Genomic DNA, 18,313 nt, shown 5'->3' on the forward strand with positions numbered 1-18,313 from the left:
TCCGCGAGCCGCGCAAGCCACTCGCTCAGTTCTTCACAACTTAAACATATTCCGCTTTCCATCAGTGGATACGATGCGAGGCGCCTTGATCAACATGGGGGCGCGGTTCATGCCCCGCGACGAGAGTGAGTGCTCAGTGGGGACCGACCTGGCCGTTCCGCCCATTTATTCGCCGTTCGCCGAAGCGATACATCCGCTCTACCGGGACATCGACCAACAGACCGCACTCTGGGCCGAGAAGTTCCGAATAGGCTCCGACGAGCTGCGCGGCCGGCTGGTCCGGCACGACATCGGCGGCTTCTCGGCGCGCATCCTGCCCGAGGGCCGCGAGGAAGTCGTCTCGCTGCTCTCCGACTTCGTGCTGTGGCTGTTCGGCGTCGACGACGGACACTGCGAGGAGGGCGAACTCGGCCGCAAGCCCGGCGAGTTGTCCGGCTACCTCTCCCGTCTCCTGCGGGTCGCGCAGAACCCCGAGACGCCGATGCTCCCCGACGACCCGCTCGCCGACGGCCTGCGCGACCTGCGCCGCCGCGTCGACCACTACGGCACCGCGGGCCAGGCCGCCCGCTGGGTGGACGCCCTGCGCGAGTACTTCTTCTCCGTCGTCTGGGAGGCCTCCCACCGCACCGCGGGCACCGTCCCCGACCTGGACGACTACACCCTGATGCGGCTGTACGACGGCGCCACCTCGGTCGTCCTGCCGCTCCTGGAGATGGGGTACGGCTACGAACTCCAGCCCCACGAACGGGACAACACCCGGGTACGGGCCGCCGCCGAGCTGGCCTCGTTCATCATCACCTGGGACAACGACATCTTCTCGTACCACAAGGAAGCGGGCGGGAAGGACGAGTTCTGGCTGAACGCGCTGCGGGTGCTTGAGCGGGAGCGGGGCGTGTCGTCCGAGGCGGCGCTCGACCTCGCGATCTCCCAGCGGGACCGGGCCACGAACCTCTTCCTGCTGCTCTGCGAGCGGCTGCGGGCCGACGCCAGCCCGCAGCTGAAGCAGTACCTGGACTCGCTCGGCAGCTTCATCCGCGGGGCGCAGGACTGGGGGATCACCTCGGTGCGCTACACCACCCCGCACGACCCGGCCCGTTTCCCGGACGCGTTCCGACAGACGCCGGTGGACCCGAGCGTGCGGCCGCTGGGGATCGCGGCGGTGGACTGGTGGTTCGAGCTCGTGTGATCTTTACGGGCGCCGGGGTTGCGGTTGTCCTTCCAGCGCGGGTGGACCGTGGTTGGTTGCGCAGTTCCCCGCGCCCCTGATCAGGGGGTGTGCTGTCGTTCGTTCCCCGACGGTTCGTCGTGGTTGCTCGCGCAGTTCCCCGCGCCCCTGAGGGGCCAGCCCCGCGGCCCCTAGCGCTGCTCCGGCAGCGGTGTGCGGGGCGGGGTGAAGCGGACCGGGAGGGAGTGCAGGCGGCGGGAGATCCAGGCCGAGACCACCCGCAGCTCGTCCTCCGGCACCGCGAGCCGGATGTCGATCAGCCGGCCGAGGAGCGTCTCCACGCCGGTGTCGGCGATCGCGCGCCCGATGTCCTGCCCGGGGCAGCCGTGCGGGCCCGCGCTGAACGCGAGGTGCGAGCGGTTGCCGTGCATGGACGCCGTCAGGTCGGGGCGGATCGCCGGGTCGACGTTGCCCGCCTCCAGGCCGAGCAGCAGCATGTCGCCGGCCCGGATCGCGTGGCCGCCGAGCTCCGTGTCGCCGATCGCCCAGCGGGTGGGAAGCAGCGCGATCGGCGGATGGTCCCACAGCACCTGCTCCAGCGCGTCCGGCAGCGTCATCTGGCCGCCGGACAGGCTGCCGCGGAAACGGGCGTCGGTGAGCACCATCCGCAGGGTGTTGGCGATCAGGTTCGCCGTCGGCTCGTACCCGGCGACCAGCGTGAGCCGCAGGTGCTCGCGGATCTCGTCGTCGCTCAGGCCCGACTCGTGGCCGATCAGCCAGCTCGTGAAGTCGTTGCCCGGCTGGACCCGCTTGCGCGCCACCAGGTCGCTCATCGTGTCCACCACGAAGCGGTTGCTCGCCACCGAGGTGTCGCTGCCGCGGGTCATGTCGCGGACCGCCTCGACCAGCTTCGGCCCGTACTCCTCCGACATGCCGAAGTGGTGGGTGAGCACCATCATCGGCAGCTGCTCCGCGAACTCCTCGACGAGGTCGGCGCGGCCCCGGCCGGCCATCTGGTCGACGAGCTGGTTCGCGTACCGCGTCACATAGCGGCGCAGGCTCTGCCGGTTGAACAGGTCCAGGCTGTCGGTGACCGCGAGCCGGAGGCGGGCGTGCTCCGGTCCGTCCGCGAAGGCGAGCAGCGGCTGCCAGGCGGTGAGCGGCAACAGCGGGGAGTCGGCGGCCAGTTGCCGGTTCCAGACGCGGGAGTCGCAGGTGAACCGGGACGGGGTGCGCATCACGTCCAGGTTCTCCCGGTGCCCGAGCACCAGCCAGGCCGGGACGTCGCCGTGCACCAGGACCGGGGCGACCGTGCCGTGCTCCGCGCGCAGCCGCGCGTACAGCTGCTGCTGGTCGTTCTCCGCCTCGGGGCCGAAGATCCGCCGCGGCAGGCTCGCGCCGCCGGCGTGCGCGGGGCAGCCGGGCGGCGGCGCCGGCGAGGTGAAGCCGACGGGTTCCGGGGCGGTGGTCATGGGGACGGCCTCCAAAACAAGGGCGTACGGGCGCTGCGGCCGGGGTTCGGCCGCAGCGTCGGCAAGACGTAGGGGTCAGCGTGGCTGCACGGTCATCGGGATGCGGTCGGCGTGCGGGACGGCCGAGACGACCTCCTTGGGGACGTGCCCCGTGGAGGGGACCAGGCGCCAGCGCGGCAGCAGCGTCGCCAGCGCGATCGTCGCCTCCGTCCAGGCGAACTGGTCGCCGATGCACTTCCGGTTGCCCGCCCCGAACGGGATGTACGCGCTGCGGTGCAGCCCGGCCTCGGCCTGCCGCTCGGGCAGCCAGCGGTCCGGGTCGAAGGCGTCCGGGTCCGGGAAGAACCGCGGGTCGCGGTGGAGCGCGTACAGGCTGAAGCCGACCTCCGCGCCCGCCGGGAGCCGGAAGCCGCCGAGCTCGACCTCCTGCGTGGTCCGGCGCATCAGCATCGTCACGCCGTGCAGCCGGATCACCTCGTCCAGGACGCGGCGCAGCGCGACCAGCTTCGGCACGTCCTCGACGGTCACCGGGCGGTCCCCGACGACCTCGCGGATCTCGGCGACCACCTGCGCGTCGAACTCCGGGTGCAGCGCGAGGTGGTGGAAGGTCCAGGCGAGCGTGGCCGCCGTGGTCTCGGCGCCGGCGAACAGGATGGTGGACAGCTCGTCCCGCACCTCCACGTCGGACAGGTCGCGCTCGGCGAGCAGCAGCGAGAGCAGGTCGCCCGCGTCGGTGTGGCCGGTCCTGCGCCCGGTGGCGATCACCTCGTCGATGACCTGCCGCAGGTTCGCCGCAGCCGTGTCGAACTCCCGGTTGGGGCGGATCGGCACCCGGTCGAGGAACTTCGGCGAAGCCGCCCGTACGAGGAGGTTGCGCAGCGCGATCGGCAGGTTGGTGCGGATCGCCTCCACCGCGGGCAGGCCGATGTCGGTGGAGAACAGGGTGGAGGCCAGCGTCTCGATGGCGAACTGGGCCATCTCGTGCTCCAGCTCGATCTCCTGGTCCGCCGACCACGAGTCGGCGAGCGTCTGCGCGTTGCGGCTCATCACCGTCGTGTACTGCGCGATGCGGTCCTTGGAGAACATCGGCTGGATCAGGCGGCGGTGCGCGCGGTGCACCTCGCCGTTGGCGTTGGCGAGGCCGTTGCCCGCGAGGGGGCGCAGCCGGTCGAAGAAGCGGCCCTTCTCGAAGCTGCGGGCCTGCCCGACCGTCACCTCGTGCACAAGCTCCGCCGTCGTCGCCACGTACAGCGGCATCGTGCCCAGGTCGATACGGACCAGGTCGCCGTGCGCGGCCAGGGACTTGAGGAAGCCGAAGGGGTCGCGCACCAGCTTCAGGGCGTGCCCGGCGAGCGGGATCGCGCCGGGCACCCGGGGTATGGCGGACGTGCCGGGGGTCTCGGTCAGGGTCACGGTGCCTCCGTATCAGCGACAGCGAGGGTCTGCAGGTACCGCATCAGGGCCATCAGCACGTCCCGGCTGGACGTGCGCAGGCGGGCGTCGCAGTCCACGATCGGGACCGACGCGGGCAGGTCGAGCGCGCCGCGCAGCTCCTCGACCGGGTAACTCGGCGCGTCCGGGAAGGAGTTGACGGCCACGACGAACGGCACGGAGCGCTCCTCCAGGCGGCCGATCACGTCGAAGCTGACCTCAAGGCGGCGGGTGTCGACCAGGACGACCGCGCCGAGCGCGCCCTCGAACAGGCCGCGCCACAGGAACCAGAACCGCTCCTGGCCGGGGGTGCCGAACAGGTACAGGACCAGCTCGTCGTTGATGCTGATCCGGCCGAAGTCCATGGCGACCGTCGTCGTGGACTTGCGTTCCACGCCCGCGGTGTCGTCGACGCCGACGCCGGCCTGCGTCATCGTCTCCTCGGTGGTCAGCGGCCTGATCTCGCTGACCGAGCCGACCAGGGTGGTCTTGCCGACGCCGAAGCCGCCGACGATCACGACCTTGACCGCCGCGGCCGCCGTGTCGGGCAGCGCGTCCTCGCTCCGCGGCCCGGCGGCAACCGTGACCGAGCCGGGGCTCTCAGAGCTTCTGAAGTCCATCGATCACTGCCTCAATCAACGCGATGTCGGGGAGTTTTGCGGGCGGTACGGGCGGTCGGGAGAACACCCGGTTGTCGGCGATGAGGTCGCTGAGCAGCACCGTGACGACGCTGACCGGCAGGCTCAGATGCGCGGAGATCTCCGCGACGGACAGCGGCCGCTGGCAGATGCGTACGATCGCCGCCTGCTCGGGCTGCATCCCCGGTCTGGGGCCCGACCTGGCCACGATCAGGGTGACCAGGTCGAGCGTCGTCTTCGCGGACGAACCACTGCGGCCGCCGGTGATGACGTAGAGCCGTTCGGGGCCGCCCCCGTCCCAGTGCGGTTCGTCCGCGTTCACCTGGCGGCCACGTCCTGCCGGGGCGGGGTGCTCAGGTGCTCGCCGATGCGCAGGACCAGGTCCCGCATGCGCTGGCCCATCAGGCCCGCGTCCACACCCTCGTCGGCGAGCACGGCGAGGAACGCGCCCTGCCCGGCCGCCATCAGGTAGAAGAAGCCGCCGTCCATCTCGATCACGACGAGCCGCATCCGGCCCTCGCTGTACGGGAGTTCGGCCGCGACCGCACCGGCCAGGCTCTGCAGTCCCGCGCAGGCGGCGGCGAGCCGGTCGGCGGAGTCGGTGTCGGCGCCGTACTGCGCCATGCGCAGGCCGTCGGCGGAGAGGACCACGACCTGCCGGGTCTGCGGAACGCCTTCGGCGAGGTCCTTGAGCATCCAGTCCATGTTGGCGGCCTGGCCCGCGTGTCCCTGCTGCTGCATCACTGCTCGTTCCCCTTGCTAGCCGACGCCGAAGGGGCGTCGAGTTCCTGTGCGGCCCTCGGGCTCGGGCCGTTGCCGGTCGCCGCGGGGGCGGCGCCGCTGGTCTCGCCGGACAGGCCGCTCTGGAAGGCGGCCAGCCACATGCCCGGCTGGACCCCGTCCGAGCCCTCCTCGGCAGCGGGGCGCCGGGACTCGGCGGCCGGGGCTGAGGGGGCCCGGCGGCGCCGCTGCGGCAGGCCGTTCGTGGTGCGTTCGGCCACCACGGGCACGTCGTCGTCCACCGGGTTCGTGGGACCGGTCACCGGGCGCTCCGTTCGGGGTGCGGTAGGAGCCTGTGCGGGCGTTGCGGCCCCGGCGGCGGTCGCGGGGGCCGGTGCGGCTGCGGGCGCGGGCACGGAGGCCGGCGCCGACTCGGTGCGCGGGCCCGGAACCTGCGCCACGGACGGCTCCGGCCGCGCCTCCACAGCCGAAGCCGTACGACCAGCCGGGGCCGTACGACCAGCCGATGCCGTACGACCGTCCGGAACCGTGGCACCGGCCGGAACCGTGGCACCGTCCGGAACCGTGGCACCGGCCCGGTTCGTGCGCGGCCCGGACGCGGCGCCGATGCCGTGCGCGAGGCCGGTCGCCTGGGCCACCGTCGTAATCAGGTCCTGCGGCACGATCAGCACGGCCCGGACGCCGCCGTACGCGGACGGCCGCAGCGACACCTGGAAGCCGTACGCCTGCGAGAGCCGGCCGACCACGGCGAGGCCGAGGCGCGGGCTCTCGCCCAGGTCGTACACGTCGATGCCCTGCTGCGCCTGCTTCAGCATCCGCTCGGCGCGGCCGCGGGCCTCCTCGCTCATCGAGACGCCGCCGTCCTCGATCTCCACGGCGATGCCCGACTGCACGTCGACGGCGGTCAGATGGACCTTGGTCTGCGGCGGCGAGTAGCGGGTCGCGTTGTCCAGGAGCTCGGCGAGCGCGTGGATCAGCGGCTCGACGGCGGTGCCGACGACGGCGATGTCGGACACCGAGTGCAGCTCGACGCGCTGGTAGTCGATGATCCGCGACATCGCGCCGCGCATCACCGAGTACAGCGGCACGGCCCGTGACCACTGCCGGCCGGGCCGGGCGCCGCCGAGCACGGCGATGGAGTCGGCGAGGCGGCCGATCAGGGCGGTGCCGTGGTCGATGCGGAGCAGGTCGCCGAAGACGTCCGGGGACTGGCCGTGCCGGTCCTCCATCTCCCGCAGCTCCTGGGCCTGTTGGTGCACGATCGCCTGCACGCGCCGGGCGATGTTCACGAACGCGCGCTGCGCCGAGTCGCGCAGGTCCTCCTCGGCGGTCACCGCGTCGATGACGGAGCGCAGCACTTCGAGGTGGGCCTCGGGCGCCTGCAGCGAGGCGAGCACGTCCTCGGGGAACTCGCCGCGCCGCAGCCGCCCCACGATGTCGGGAAGCAGCGTGTCGGCGAGGTGTAGCGTCTCCGCCTCCTGCCGCCGCAACGCGACCTGCCAGGCGGCGGACTCGGCGTCCAGGGCGGCGATCCGGCGGCCGCGCCGGGCGGACTCGGCGCAGGCGATCCCCACGGCGAGGGTGGCCACGCCGCCGGCCGCGATCACGGGCAGGACGGCGGCGGATGCGACCAGGAACGCCGCGACCGCGGTGCCCACCGCGAGGCCCAGCGGGGGCAACAGCCACAGGGGGACGGGAGACTTGGAACTTCGTGGGGATGCCCCCGCGCGAACCCTCTGCACTGCGTTACTCCCGTACGTACGCGAAGATCATCAGATGGGTCGGTAGCGTAACGCCTTCGGGTGAACCCTTACGACCAGGGGGCAAGCCGCCGGTTACATCTGCGTGTCGGGGGACAAGCGGGACACACCGGGCGCGCGGGCCCGCCGGGAACCGCCCGGGACGGACGCGCCGGGGCCCGGCCCCGGGAGCCGTCGCGCGACTCCCGGAACCGGGCCCGTGGTGCGGGTTCTCAGGCCGGTGTTCAGGCCGCCGCAGCGTCCGCGGCCTGCGCCTTCAGGGCCCGCTCGACGCCCGCGCGGGACTCCGAGATCAGCCTGCGCAGCGCGGCGTTGGGCTCCTCGACGGCCAGCCACGCGTCCGTCGTGTCGAGCGTGGCCTGCGCGACCTGAAGCGCCGGATAGAGGCCGACGGCGATCTGCTGAGCCATCTCGTGTGAACGGGACGCCCACACATCCTTCACAGCGGCGAAGAACTTTTCCGTGTACGGGGCGAGAAGTTCACGCTGATCGACCTGGACGAAGCCCGCGATCACCGCCTCCTGCACGGCGTTCGGGAGCTTGTCGCTCTCCACGACCGAAGCCCATGCCTCCGCCTTGGCCTCGGGGGTGGGCCGGGCCGCACGCGCGGTGGCCGCGTGCCGCTCGCCCGCCGCGGTCCTGTCCCGCTCGTACTCGGCGGCGATCTCCTTCTCGCCCGCCCGGCCGGTCGACGCCAGCCGCTCCAGGAACGCCCACCGCAGCTCGGTGTCGACGGCCAGGCCCTCGACCGTCTCGGTGCCGTCCAGCAGGGCGGTGAGCAGGTCGAGCTGGGTGTCCGTGCGGGCGGCGGCGGCGAAGGCGCGGGCCCAGGCCAGCTGGTGGTCGCTGCCCGGCTCGGCGTCCTTCAGGTGGGCGAGGGCCGCCTCGGTCCAGCGGGCCAGGCCCCTCTCGCGCCAGTCCGGGGCCGCGTACAGCTCCAGGGCCAGCTTGACCTGGCGGTGCAGGGACTGCACGACGCCGATGTCCGACTCCTTGCCGATGCCGGAGAGCACCAGCTCCAGGTAGTCCCGGGTGGCCAGCTCGCCGTCCCGGGTCATGTCCCAGGCGGAGGCCCAGGACAGGGCGCGCGGCAGCGACTCGGCGAAGTCCCCGAGGTGCGCGGTGACGGCCTTCAGGGACTCCTCGTCGAGCCGGACCTTCGCGTACGACAGGTCGTCGTCGTTGAGCAGGATCACGGCGGGCCGCTGCTTGCCCACGAGGGCCGGTACGGCGGTGAGTTCACCGTCGACGTCCAGCTCGACGCGGTCGGTGCGGACCAGCTTGCCGTCGGTCAGCTCGTAACTGCCGATCGCGATGCGGTGCGGGCGGAGCGTGGGCTCGCCCTTGGCGCCGGCGGGCAGCGCGGGCGCCTCCTGCCGCACGCCGAACGAACGGATGACACCGTCCGCATCGGTCTCGATCTCCGGCCGCAGCACATTGATCCCGGCCGTCTCCAGCCACAGCTTCGACCAGGTCTTCAGGTCGCGCCCGCTGGTCTCCTCCAGGGCGCCGAGCAGATCGGTCAGGCGGGTGTTCCCGTACGCGTGCCGCTTGAAGTAGGCCTGCACGCCGCGGAAGAACTCGTCCATGCCGACGTACGCCACGAGCTGCTTGAGGACGCTCGCGCCCTTGGCGTAGGTGATCCCGTCGAAGTTCACAAGAACATCATCGAGATCGCTGATCTCGGCCATGATCGGGTGCGTGGACGGCAGCTGGTCCTGCCGGTACGCCCAGGTCTTCATGGAGTTGGCGAACGTGGTCCAGGAGTGCGGCCACTTCGAGCCCGGCGCGTAGGCCTGGCAGGCGGCCTCGGCGTAGGTCGCGAACGACTCGTTCAGCCACAGGTCGTTCCACCACTCCATGGTGACCAGGTCGCCGAACCACATGTGCGCCAGCTCGTGCAGGATCGTCGAGGCCCGCACCTCGTACGCGGCGTCGGTCACCTTGGACCGGAACACGTACTGGTCGCGGATGGTGACCGCGCCCGCGTTCTCCATCGCCCCGGCGTTGAACTCCGGCACGAACAGCTGGTCGTACTTGGCGAAGGGGTACGGGTAGTCGAACTTCTCCTGGAACCACTCGAAGCCCTGCCGGGTCACGTCGAAGATCGCGTCGGCGTCCAGGTACTCGGCGAGCGAGGGCCGGCAGTAGATGCCGAGCGGCACGCGCTGCCCGTCCTTCTCGTACGAGGAGTGCACCGCGTGGTACGGGCCGACGATGAGCGCCGTGATGTACGTGGAGATCCGCGGCGTCGGCTCGAAGACCCAGAGGTCGTCCTTCGGCTCGGGCGTCGCCGAGTTGGAGATCACCGTCCAGCCGCTCGGCGCCTTCACGGTGAACTGGAAGGTCGCCTTCAGGTCCGGCTGCTCGAAGCTGGCGAACACCCGACGGGCGTCCGGCACCTCGAACTGCGTATACAGATACGCCTGATCATCGACAGGATCGACGAACCGGTGAAGCCCCTCACCGGTGTTCGTGTACGCGCAGTCCGCGACGACCTTCAGCTCGTTGCGCCCGGAGAGCAGCCCCGGCAGCGCGATCCGGGAGTCGGCGAAGGCGGTGGCGGGGTCCAGGGAGGCGCCGTTCAGGACGATCTCGTGCACGGTCGGCGCGACCAGGTCGACAAAGGTCTCGGCACCCGCCTCGGCACTGTCGAAGCGCACTGTGGTCACCGAGCGGTACGTGCCTCCCTCCTGCGCGCCGCCGAGATCCAGATCGATCTCGTACGCGTCCACGGTGAGCAGGCGCGCCCGCTCCTGTGCCTCTACGCGGGTCAGATTTGTGCCAGGCACGCGGTCATCTCCTCGGGGTGGGGTGGAGTTCGTTACGGGACTTTTCGGCAATCCTTGCACGTCCTTTGGGCGTGCTGGGCGGTGTACGGGACGTCGCGGGGAGAGGTCGGGTTCGCGTGCTGGAGATCAAGGGCCTGGGCGACGTGAACTTCAACCCCATCCGCGCCCACACCTACGACGACGGCCACCGGGCGGCCGACGGCATCGACTTGTCCGTGCACCGCGGGGATCTGGTCTCGCTCGTCGGCCCCTCGGGCTGCGGCAAGACGACGCTGCTGCGGTGCGTGGCGGGGCTGGTCCAGATCGCTACGCGGGAGTCGGCGGAGTTCGTGTCCCTTCGGGCTGCGGTGGGGCGGGCGGTTCGGCGAGAATGAGGGCAATTGTCGTGCTGGTGGCGGGAGTTGGGTCTGGTGGGCACGAGGTACGGAGACTGGGTCAGGCAACGCCGCGAGGCTGCGGGGATGACACAGCAGGAGCTGGCCGACGCGGCGGTGATGACGCGGTCGCACATCGCGCATATCGAGGCCGGGCGGAGGATCCCGTCCCGGGAGGATGCGCGGAGGCTGGACCGGGCACTGGGGACGGGAGATGTGCTGCAGAGGTTCCGGCCTGGGGATGACGAGCACCCTGTGGCCGATCACTTCGAGTCAGCGCGCCAGTTGGAGCAACAGGCCACGGCGATCCGGGAGTTCGGCCTCAGCTATGTGCCGGGCCTCCTCCAGACCGAGGCGTACGCCCGTGCCGTCGTCAGTGAGACTGCCTATCCGCCGCTCAGTCAGGAGCAGCGCGAGAAGGTCGTCGCCACGCGGCTCCGGCGGGCCGAGATTCTGTCCGACCCGGTAACTCCTTTGTTGTGGACCATGCTCGACGAGGCGGTTATCCGGCGTCCCATCGGCGGCCCGGCGGTGATGGCGGAGCAACTCGGTTACCTCGCCGACCTCGCTGACAGCGGACGTATCCGTGTCCACGTGCTGCCGCTCGCGGCTGGAGGTCACCCGCTGCTGCCGAGCATGCTGAAGCTGATGCGGTTCGAGGACCAGCCCCCGGCTGCCTACACGGAAGGCCTCGGCACCGGAGGCGTCCAGGACTCCCCAGCCCTGGTCGAGGTATTGCAGGGCGCATACCATCATGCGCTGGGCGATGCCCTGCCGGTGAAGGACACAGTCGCCCTGCTGAGGGGCACAGCGAAGGACTATGCACACCATGACAGTTGAGCGCCGTAGCGGCTGGCGCAAATCCAGCTACAGCACTGGCAACAACGACGACTGCGTAGAGGTACGCGACGACGTTCCCACCGCCATCCCCGTCCGCGACTCCAAGAACCCCCACGGCCCCGCCCTCCTCATCCCCAGGGCAAGCTGGGCCTCGTTCCTCACGGCGCTCAACGAACACTGCGTCTGAATGACGAGCACGCTTGGCAATGGCAGGGTCAGGACGGCTGCTTGATCGAACGGTGGCCGGTGCTCGTGCCCGCAGAGCGCCGGGACTTCGCGCTCTTGGGGGCGAGCTGGGAGACCCGTTGATACGAGATGCCGAGGACCCGCGCGGCGTCGCGGACGGTGAAACCGCGCCTTGTCAGAGTCCGGGCGGCAGCGGCGAGTGCCCGGTCTTCCTCGGCGTCGGCGGCCAGCTGCTTCTGGCGGGCTACGTCGAGCTCGTCCAACGCGTCGACGACGTCCGGGTCGCCGGGGCGCAGCTCGACGGTGAACGGCTCGTCGATGCCCGCGTCTTCATGGACGGTGTGGACGAGGTCCTCGGCCATCTCCTGTGCCTCGGTCCAGGTGGCGCCCTGGGTGAAGGTCACGTAGTTGTCGGGAAGGCCCTTGACCTGGACCGCCCACCACTTTCCGTCTCGCGTGGCCTGCGCGGCGTACGTCTTCATGCCCTCATCTCCTCGTCGGTGTTGCCCCGGAGGGCGGGGAGGCCTCAGGCCTCCTCCGCCCCCCGGACGATCGCTCTGGCTGTGCCTTCGGCGATCTCCGTGTGCCTCGGGATGATCAGGGTCTTGGTTCCGAAGTTCCAGACTTCGTGGCCGCCGCCCTGTCGCCTGAGGCTGAAGCTCACCCCCTTGTCGGATGCCATCTGATTCAGCGTCCTGATGAGGTCTCGCTTCTTCACGCTCACTGTCTAACGTAAACGAACATGTCTGTCTAATCCAGACGAACAAGATTCGGGTATCTGTGCAGATCGCCTTCGCCGACCGAGGGCTGTTTCCTCCCGCCCGGAGCCAGGCAGTAGCGGTTCTGACCCCGTGGCCCGCGCCGCTCAGCCCGTTTCCCTGACCGCCCGAGCGAACGCCCGGACCCGTTCCGTCTCGCCGTCCCGGTGCCAGATCAGGCCGAGGGTCGAGTCCGGGAGGCCGTCCGCCGGGACGTGGGCGATGTCCTTGCGGGCGTGGTACTCGGACGTCGGGCCGCACAGGAGCATTGCGGCCTGGCCGGTGGCCACCAGGGTCAGGCCCTCCTGGAGGGTGCGGACCGTCGGGCCGGGCAGGTCGGACGGGGCCTGGGCCCTGCGCCAGTACGCGGGGGCCGGGGGAGCGGGCGTGATCAGCGGGGTCGCGAAGACCTCCGCGGCCGTCAGGGACGTACGGGACGCGAGCGGGTGGCGGGCGGAGACCGCGACGTTCTGCCGCTGCTCCGCGAAGCGCGGGCCGAGTACCAGGTCCGGTTCGGTCACCGGCAGGAGGACAACCGCCGCGTCCACCGTCCCGGCACGGACCGCCCCGAACGGGTCGGAGAACGGTAGCTCCACGATCTCGGTGCCGCAGTCCGGATGCGCACCCCGGAACGCCGCCAGCGCCGCCATCAGCCCGTCGTCCGCCGTGCCCTGGAAGCCGATCCGTAGTACGCCCTCCACGCCCCGCGCAGCCGACCGCGCGTCCTCGACGGCGGCGCGCAGCTCCGCGTACGCCGGACGCAGTCGGGTCAGGAAGCGCTCGCCGAGCGGGGTGAGCGCGACGCGCCGGCTGGTGCGGGTGAACAGCCTTGCCCCGACCCGGCGTTCCAGCGCGCGCAGCAGCTGGCTCACCCGGCTCTGTGAGACCCGCAACTGCTCGCCCGTCCGGCCGAAGTGCAGCTCCTCGGCGAGGATCAGGAAGCACTCCAGCTCCCGCGCCTCCAGGCCGCCGATGCCGTCCACCCTGCCCACCCTGCTCCTTCTGTCGATCGATGAGCCTCGCTCATTCAAGGGTGAGATCTTCGGCGTTGTTCCCCGCACCCGTACGGCGTTGGCTTGGGGCATGCGAACCGAACCCCAACTCGTGGCTCCCGCAAGGGCCTTGCCCCTGCCCGTGCTCGCCGCCGCGATCGCCACCTTCACCGTCGTCACCGCGGAGATGCTGCCCGTCGGGCTGCTCACCCCGCTCGCCGCCGGGCTCGGCGTCTCGCCGGGCACGGCCGGGCTCGCCGTCACCCTGCCCGGCTTCGTCGCCGCGTTCGCCGCCCCGCTGCTGCCCGTCGCCGCGCGCACCGCCGACCGGCGCGCCGTCCTCGTCGCCCTCCTCGCGCTGCTCGCCGCCGCCAACCTGGCCTCCGCGCTCGCCCCGCACTTCGCGGTGCTGCTCGCCGCTCGGGTCCTGGTCGGCGTGGCCATCGGCGGGGTGTGGGCGATCGCGGCGGGGATCGCACCGCGGCTGGTGCCGGAATCGGGGGTGGGGCGGGCCACCGCGATCGTGTTCAGCGGGATCGCCGTGGCGTCCGTCGTCGGGGTGCCCGCGGGCACGTTCCTCGGCGAACTCGTCGGCTGGCGCTGGGCGTTCGGCGCGGCCGCACTGCTGGCCGCGGCCGTCGGCCTGCTGCTCGCGGGCGCGCTGCCGCCGCTGCCCGCCGAGCGCGGTGCGGGCGGTCTGCGTACGGTCCTCGGCGCGGCCCGGCTGCCCGGCGTACGGGCCGGCCTGCTGGTCGTGCTGTTCCTGGTCGCCGGTCACTTCGCGGCGTACACGTACGTACGGCCCGTCCTTGAGCGGGTCGACGGGCTCGGTGCCGCGCTGGTCAGCGGGCTGCTGCTCGCGTACGGGGTGGCGGGGATCGCCGGGAACTTCGTCGGCGGCGCCCTCGCCCCGCGCGACCCGCGCCGCACCCTCCTGGTGATCTCCGCGGTGCTCGCGGCCGTGGTGCTCGCCCTGCTCGCCGCCGGGGCCTCGCTGCTCCTGTCCGCGGTGCTGCTGCTGATCTGGGGTCTGGCGTACGGCGGGGTCTCGGTGTCCACCCAGAACTGGATGGCGGCCGCCGCACCCGCGGCACGGGAGCCCGTCTCGGGCCTCTACGTGGGCGTCTTCAACGTCGCCATAGCCCTGGGCGCCCTGCTCGGCGGCCGTGCGGCGGACGGGTTCGGGGTGGACGGAGCGCTGTGGCTGGGAGGAGGGCTGGCAGCGGCCGCGCTCCTGGTGGTGGCAGGCAGCAAGCGCCGGACCGGCTGACTTCTCAGCCGGACCGGCGCTTGCGGACGAGCCCGAAGGGCGATCGACGGGGCGCGGGGCGACCCGCGCCTCACGTCGACGTAAGCCCGACCATCAACCCTTCAGCTCAGCCGCCACCAGCTCCGCGATCTGCACAGCGTTCAGCGCCGCGCCCTTGCGGAGGTTGTCGTTCGACAGGAACAGGGAGAGGCCGTTCTCGGCCGTCTCGTCGCCGCGGATGCGGCCCACGTACGAGGCGTCCTTGCCCGCGGCCTCCAGCGGCGTCGGGACGTCGGCGAGGACCACGCCCTCCGCGCCCGCGAGGAGCTCCTTGGCGCGCTCGGGGCTGAGCGGGCGCTCGAAGCGGGCGTTGACCTGCAGGGAGTGGCCGGAGAAGACCGGGACGCGGACGCAGGTGCCGGAGACCTTCAGCTCCGGGATCTCCAGGATCTTGCGGGACTCGTGGCGGAGCTTCTGCTCCTCGTCGGTCTCGTTCAGGCCGTCGTCCACGATCGAACCGGCCATCGGCAGGACGTTGTACGCGATCGGCGCCACGTAGTTGTTCGGCGCGGGGAACTCGACCGCCGAGCCGTCGTGCGTGAGCTTCGGGGCGTCCGCGCCGACCTTCTCGACCTGCGAGTACAGCTCGTCCACGCCCGCGAGACCGGAACCGGACACTGCCTGGTACGTGGCGACGACGAGCGCGGTCAGGCCGGCCTCGGCGTGCAGCGGCCTGAGGACGGGCATCGCGGCCATCGTCGTGCAGTTCGGGTTGGCGATGATGCCCTTGGGACGGTCGACGATCGCGTGCGGGTTGACCTCGGACACGACCAGCGGGACCTCGGGGTCACGGCGCCAGGCCGAGGAGTTGTCGATCACCACGGGGCCCTGCGAGGCGACCTTCTCGGCGAGCGCCTTGGACGTGGCGCCACCGGCCGAGAACAGCACGATGTCCAGGCCGGTGTAGTCGGCCGTGGAGGCGTCCTCGACGGTCACACCGTCGAGCACAGACCCGGCGCTGCGGGCCGAGGCGAACAGGCGCAGCTCGTCGATCGGGAACTTCCGGTCGACGAGGATCTTGCGCATGACCGTGCCGACCTGACCGGTGGCTCCGACGATTCCGACCTTCACAGCTGTTCCTCCGCGTTTCCGTACATGACGTCATCCGTGCATGCCGTCTGGCATCCATGATGCGTCTGTCCAGGTCCGGCTTGTCCAATCCATTGTCCGACGTGCAAGACGCCACACCGAGGGGCGGGCACCCGGCCGGGCGCGGCGCCCGCCCCTCACTCAGCGAGACCGAACCACTACGGCACGACCTTCTCGATGCGTACGGAACCCGACCCCGCGACCCTTTCTCGCGCTCCTCGCCCTCGCCTGCGCGCTCCTCGTCGCCACCGGCCTGCTCGGCCACCGTCCGACGGCCCGCCGGACGGGACGGCGATACCCGGTGTACTGGCGCTGACGACGCTCTAACGTCGGGGGATGCAGAAGGAGTTGAGGGTGGCGGCCTACGCCGTGTGCACAAGAGAAGGACAGGTCCTCCTCGCCCGCCTGTCCGGAGGCAGCGTCGCCGGCCACTGGACGCTGCCCGGCGGCGGCATGGAGCACGGCGAGGACCCCTACGACACGGTGATCCGCGAGGCCGAGGAGGAGACCGGGTACGCGGTCGAGCCCGTCACCCTCCTCGGCGTCGATTCGATCCGCCGCCGCTACCCGCGCAAGTACGGCACGTACGCCGACTTCCACGCCCTGCGCCTGGTCTACGAGGGCCGGATCACGGGCGGCACCCTGCGCCACGAGCAGCACGGCTCGACGAACCTGGCGGCCTGGCACGACCTGGCGGCGGTGGGAGAGCTGCCGACGGTGGGCCTGGTGGACGCGGGGCTGCGGCTGTGGCGTGCCACCGGGGGATCCTGAGGGCGCGCGATCCGCCCGCACCCCGCCCGCCCCGCAGGGGCCCGTACCCCGATAGGTCACCCCCGTTGCGACGGCGTTCACGCGGACGCCATCCCCGCTGCCAAGCATCCAGAGGACCGCAGCCGCGAACGCACCGCACCCGGGGAGACCGCGCCATGTCGCGCATCCGCTCTGTCGCCGCCAGCCTCGACCGCCGTTCCTTCCTCGCCGCCGCGGGCGCCGTCTCGGCCTCCACGGGCATCGGCCTCGCCGTCGGTCTGAGCGGCGGCCCGGCCAACGCCGCCCGCGCGGGTGGCGCCCGCACGCCGCTCACCTCCCGCAGCGCGCCCGCCGCGCCCCTCGCCCCGTACACCGCGGGCACCACCCTGCACAGCGCCTCCGCACCCCGCGCAGGCCAGGGCTACGTACGGCTCGGCGAGGGACCCGCCTGGACGCGGGTCGTGCGCGGCGACCTCGCCGCCCCGCAGTCCGGCCGCACCGACCGGCGCACCGCGCTCGCCGCGTTCGTCCAGTTCACCGACCTGCACATCGTGGACACCCAGCACCCGCTGCGGTACGAGTACGTGCGCGCCGAGACGTCCAGCGCCTGGCGGCCGCAGGAGACCCTGTCGGTGGCCGGCGCGGTGGCGCTGGTGGAGCGCGTGAACGCCCTGCGCGGCGCACCCGCCACCGGCGCGCCCCTCAGCTTCGTCATGACGACCGGCGACAACACCGACAACAACTCCCGCGCCGAACTCGACTGGTTCCTGCGGACGATGAGCGGCGGCAGCATCACCCCGAACACCGGCGACCCGCGCCACTACGAAGGCGTCCAGAACAGCGGCCTCCAGCAGTACTGGCACCCGGACCGCGCCGACTTCCGCGACGCCGACAAACAGCTCGGCTTCCCCGCGGTCCCCGGCTTCCTCCGGGCCGCGACCCGCGAAGTCCGCAGCCCCGGCCTGAACCTGCCCTGGTACTCGACGGTCGGCAACCACGACTCCCTGCCCGGCGGCTGCTACGCCTCCGGCGACCCCTGGTTCCACGACTTCGCGGTCGGCGGCAAGAAGCTGATGTCACTGCCCGAGGACCGTGCCGCCGCCTTCTGGAAGTCCGTGAAGAAGGGCCTCGACCCGAAGGGCGACCGCTTCCGCGAGCTGATGCGCACCGAGAAGAAGCGGCTGACCTCCGTCACCCCCGACGCCTCCCGCGCCCCGTTCACCCCCACCGAGTACGTCCGCGCCCACCTCGACCCGGCGTACGCGGGCCAGGGCCCCGCCGGTCACGGCTACACCCAGGACAACGTGGACGCGGGCACGCAGTACTACGCGTTCCGCATCGCCGACGACGTGCTCGGCATCAGCCTCGACACCACCGACCCGGCGGGCCACTACGAGGGCTCCCTCGGTACCGCTCAACTCGACTGGCTCAAGGGTGAGTTGGCGAAGGCCGAACGGGACGGCTCGTACGTCGTCGTCTTCAGCCACCACACCAGCACCAGCATGCGCAACCTCCGCCCCGACCCGGACCGCCCGCGCGAGGCCCGGCACGGCGGCGAGGAGGTCCTCGAACTCCTCGGCCGGCACACCCGGGTCCTCGCCTGGATCAACGGCCACAGCCACCGCAACAAGGTCACCCCGCACGGCACGTTCTGGGAGATCACCACCGCCTCGCACATCGACCACCCGCAGCTCGCCCGGGTGGTGGAGCTGGTCGACAACCACGACGGCACCCTGTCCGTGCTCACCACCCTCATCGAGTCGTCCGCCCCGCACCGCACGGATTTCGCCGATCTCTCGCAGCCCGGCCTCGCCGCCCTCTACCGCGAGTTGGCGTACAACGCCCCCGGCCGCAGGCCCGACCTGGGCGGCGACCCGGACGACCGCAACACCGAACTGGTCCTGCGGAAGGGCTGATTCCCGTCCCACCCCGCGCCCGCCCGTCAACCTCCCGCCGGTCCCCGGAGTCCTGCCCTCACAGACAGGAACGTACGAGGACAGCACGAGGGAGAGGAAC

General features: G+C 71.6%; 18 protein-coding genes. 7 read left to right on the top strand and 11 right to left on the bottom strand.

The features are described 5' to 3' along the window. The first annotated feature begins 136 nt into the window (after positions 1–136). Complete coding sequence (locus QIS99_RS12860) at positions 137–1,186, top strand: selina-4(15),7(11)-diene synthase (RefSeq protein ID WP_282513354.1); 1,050 nt, start codon at positions 137–139, stop codon at positions 1,184–1,186. A 170-nt stretch (positions 1,187–1,356) separates the two neighbouring features. On the opposite strand, the gene QIS99_RS12865 is transcribed toward QIS99_RS12860, so the two are convergent. From QIS99_RS12865 to pepN, 7 genes are all read right to left on the bottom strand, one after another. Continuing rightward, entirely contained in the window at positions 1,357–2,637 is a 1,281-nt protein-coding gene (locus QIS99_RS12865) for a cytochrome P450 (RefSeq protein WP_282513355.1), read from the bottom strand. Positions 2,638–2,712: 75 nt separating this feature from the next. Then, positions 2,713–4,050 carry a cytochrome P450 gene (locus tag QIS99_RS12870; RefSeq protein ID WP_282513356.1) on the bottom strand — a complete coding sequence of 446 codons (1,338 nt, stop codon included), beginning with the start codon at positions 4,048–4,050 and terminating at the stop codon, positions 2,713–2,715. Then, positions 4,047–4,688: a GTP-binding protein gene (locus tag QIS99_RS12875; RefSeq protein ID WP_282513357.1), complete on the bottom strand. Its 642-nt coding sequence runs from the start codon at positions 4,686–4,688 to the stop codon at positions 4,047–4,049. Before QIS99_RS12875 ends, QIS99_RS12870 begins: the two co-directional genes overlap by 4 nt. Then, entirely contained in the window at positions 4,669–5,028 is a 360-nt protein-coding gene (locus tag QIS99_RS12880; protein ID WP_282513358.1) for a DUF742 domain-containing protein, read from the bottom strand. The genes QIS99_RS12875 and QIS99_RS12880 overlap by 20 nt, the downstream gene beginning before the upstream one ends. Further along, positions 5,025–5,447, bottom strand: coding sequence for a roadblock/LC7 domain-containing protein (locus QIS99_RS12885; RefSeq protein WP_282513359.1), 423 nt, complete (start codon positions 5,445–5,447; stop codon positions 5,025–5,027). The genes QIS99_RS12880 and QIS99_RS12885 overlap by 4 nt, the downstream gene beginning before the upstream one ends. Then, positions 5,447–7,135, bottom strand: a complete 1,689-nt coding sequence (locus QIS99_RS12890; protein WP_408909547.1) for an ATP-binding protein — start codon at positions 7,133–7,135, stop codon at positions 5,447–5,449. Before QIS99_RS12890 ends, QIS99_RS12885 begins: the two co-directional genes overlap by 1 nt. 296 nt (positions 7,136–7,431) lie before the next feature. Further along, the gene (gene pepN, locus QIS99_RS12895; protein ID WP_282513361.1) at positions 7,432–9,999 is read right to left on the bottom strand and encodes an aminopeptidase N; all 2,568 of its coding nucleotides are present in this window, start codon (positions 9,997–9,999) and stop codon (positions 7,432–7,434) included. A gap of 116 nt (positions 10,000–10,115) precedes the next feature. On the opposite strand from pepN, the gene QIS99_RS32325 reads away from it, so the two are divergent. The 3 genes from QIS99_RS32325 to QIS99_RS12910 are packed head-to-tail and all read left to right on the top strand — an operon-like array spanning position 10,116 to position 11,400. Then, a complete protein-coding gene (locus QIS99_RS32325) occupies positions 10,116–10,373 on the top strand; it encodes an ATP-binding cassette domain-containing protein (protein ID WP_408909544.1) in 258 nt (85 codons plus the stop codon). Positions 10,374–10,409: 36 nt separating this feature from the next. After that, positions 10,410–11,213: a helix-turn-helix domain-containing protein gene (locus QIS99_RS12905; RefSeq protein ID WP_282513362.1), complete on the top strand. Its 804-nt coding sequence runs from the start codon at positions 10,410–10,412 to the stop codon at positions 11,211–11,213. After that, entirely contained in the window at positions 11,203–11,400 is a 198-nt protein-coding gene (locus tag QIS99_RS12910; protein ID WP_282513363.1) for a DUF397 domain-containing protein, read from the top strand. The genes QIS99_RS12905 and QIS99_RS12910 overlap by 11 nt, the downstream gene beginning before the upstream one ends. Before the next feature lie 28 nt (positions 11,401–11,428). On the opposite strand, the gene QIS99_RS12915 is transcribed toward QIS99_RS12910, so the two are convergent. From QIS99_RS12915 to QIS99_RS12925, 3 genes are all read right to left on the bottom strand, one after another. Beyond that, positions 11,429–11,881, bottom strand: coding sequence for a type II toxin-antitoxin system HicB family antitoxin (locus tag QIS99_RS12915; RefSeq protein WP_282513364.1), 453 nt, complete (start codon positions 11,879–11,881; stop codon positions 11,429–11,431). Between the two features lie 44 nt (positions 11,882–11,925). Beyond that, complete coding sequence (locus QIS99_RS12920; protein ID WP_282513365.1) at positions 11,926–12,117, bottom strand: type II toxin-antitoxin system HicA family toxin; 192 nt, start codon at positions 12,115–12,117, stop codon at positions 11,926–11,928. Between the two features lie 147 nt (positions 12,118–12,264). Further along, positions 12,265–13,131, bottom strand: coding sequence for a LysR family transcriptional regulator (locus QIS99_RS12925; protein WP_282513395.1), 867 nt, complete (start codon positions 13,129–13,131; stop codon positions 12,265–12,267). 109 nt (positions 13,132–13,240) lie between these two features. On the opposite strand from QIS99_RS12925, the gene QIS99_RS12930 reads away from it, so the two are divergent. Beyond that, on the top strand, positions 13,241–14,419 hold the full coding sequence (locus QIS99_RS12930) for an MFS transporter (RefSeq protein ID WP_282513366.1): 1,179 nt from the start codon (positions 13,241–13,243) through the stop codon (positions 14,417–14,419). A 93-nt stretch (positions 14,420–14,512) separates the two neighbouring features. On the opposite strand, the gene QIS99_RS12935 is transcribed toward QIS99_RS12930, so the two are convergent. Next, on the bottom strand, positions 14,513–15,529 hold the full coding sequence (locus tag QIS99_RS12935; RefSeq protein WP_282513367.1) for an aspartate-semialdehyde dehydrogenase: 1,017 nt from the start codon (positions 15,527–15,529) through the stop codon (positions 14,513–14,515). A gap of 354 nt (positions 15,530–15,883) precedes the next feature. Here QIS99_RS12935 and QIS99_RS12940 point away from each other — a divergent pair, with 354 nt between their 5' ends. Both QIS99_RS12940 and QIS99_RS12945 read left to right on the top strand, forming a co-directional pair. Next, positions 15,884–16,318, top strand: a complete 435-nt coding sequence (locus QIS99_RS12940; protein WP_282513368.1) for an NUDIX hydrolase — start codon at positions 15,884–15,886, stop codon at positions 16,316–16,318. Between the two features lie 155 nt (positions 16,319–16,473). After that, positions 16,474–18,213 carry a TIGR03767 family metallophosphoesterase gene (locus QIS99_RS12945; RefSeq protein ID WP_282513369.1) on the top strand — a complete coding sequence of 580 codons (1,740 nt, stop codon included), beginning with the start codon at positions 16,474–16,476 and terminating at the stop codon, positions 18,211–18,213. Positions 18,214–18,313: the final 100 nt, after the last annotated feature.

The organism is Streptomyces solicavernae (assembly GCF_029968095.1).
Taxonomy (GTDB): domain Bacteria; phylum Actinomycetota; class Actinomycetes; order Streptomycetales; family Streptomycetaceae; genus Streptomyces; species Streptomyces solicavernae.

Excerpts from the sequence above, each read along its gene's own strand:
- QIS99_RS12930 (WP_282513366.1), top strand. The coding sequence starts at position 13,241 with ATGCGAACCGAACCCCAACTCGTGGCTCCCGCAAGGGCCTTGCCCCTG.
- QIS99_RS12915 (WP_282513364.1), bottom strand. The coding sequence starts at position 11,881 with ATGAAGACGTACGCCGCGCAGGCCACGCGAGACGGAAAGTGGTGGGCG.
- QIS99_RS12910 (WP_282513363.1), top strand. The coding sequence starts at position 11,203 with ATGACAGTTGAGCGCCGTAGCGGCTGGCGCAAATCCAGCTACAGCACT.
- QIS99_RS12940 (WP_282513368.1), top strand. The coding sequence starts at position 15,884 with ATGCAGAAGGAGTTGAGGGTGGCGGCCTACGCCGTGTGCACAAGAGAA.
- QIS99_RS12865 (WP_282513355.1), bottom strand. The coding sequence starts at position 2,637 with ATGACCACCGCCCCGGAACCCGTCGGCTTCACCTCGCCGGCGCCGCCG.
- QIS99_RS12885 (WP_282513359.1), bottom strand. The coding sequence starts at position 5,447 with ATGCAGCAGCAGGGACACGCGGGCCAGGCCGCCAACATGGACTGGATG.
- QIS99_RS12875 (WP_282513357.1), bottom strand. The coding sequence starts at position 4,688 with ATGGACTTCAGAAGCTCTGAGAGCCCCGGCTCGGTCACGGTTGCCGCC.
- QIS99_RS12945 (WP_282513369.1), top strand. The coding sequence starts at position 16,474 with ATGTCGCGCATCCGCTCTGTCGCCGCCAGCCTCGACCGCCGTTCCTTC.